Annotated in this window: 1 pseudogene; it reads left to right on the top strand. The window is 74.7% G+C overall.

Annotated features, from left to right (window positions below):
• Positions 1 to 625, top strand: a pseudogene (locus LPA54_RS34945) (helix-turn-helix transcriptional regulator); the annotation flags it as partial.

Genomic DNA, 625 nt, shown 5'->3' with positions numbered 1-625 from the left:
GACCCGGCGGATGCTGTCCCTGGTGACGTATCTGCGCGAGCGGCCCGGCGCCCGTATCGAGGACGTGGCGCGCGCCTTCGGCATCACCGAGGACGAGCTGGTCTCCGACCTCGACGTGCTGCCGATGTGTGCGGCACCAGCTTCCGCGGCGGCGACCTGCTGGACATCGACACCGACGGCGAGCGCATCTGGTGGCACAACCCGGCCGCCCTGGGCGCCGACGCGGCCGAGCCGCTGCGCCTGGCCGCCGACGAGGCCACCGCGCTGCTCGTCGCCGCCCGCGCCGTGGCCACGCTGCCGGGGCTGCGCGAGAGCGACCGTCAGGCGCTGCTGCGGGCCACCGCCAAGGTGGAGACCGCGGCCGGCGAGACGGCCGGCGCCAGCTCCCGGCTCTCGGTGACCTTCGAGTCCGAGGGCGGCGTCTTCGCGGACGTCGACCGGGCCATCGCCGAGCGCCGCCGGCTGTGGATCCGCTACTACTCGCCCGCCCGCGACGAGGTCACCGAGCGGGAGATCGACCCCATCCGCCTGGTCAGCGTCGGGCACACGTACGTCGAGGCGTGGTGCCGTCGCTCCGAGGCGCGCCGCACCTTCCGGCTGGACCGGGTCGCCGAGATCAAGATCC

The organism is Streptomyces sp. DH12, assembly GCF_020873895.1.
GTDB lineage: Bacteria > Actinomycetota > Actinomycetes > Streptomycetales > Streptomycetaceae > Streptomyces.
Note: the sequence above shows the minus strand (reverse complement) of the source record. Positions and strands in the feature narration are given on the sequence as shown.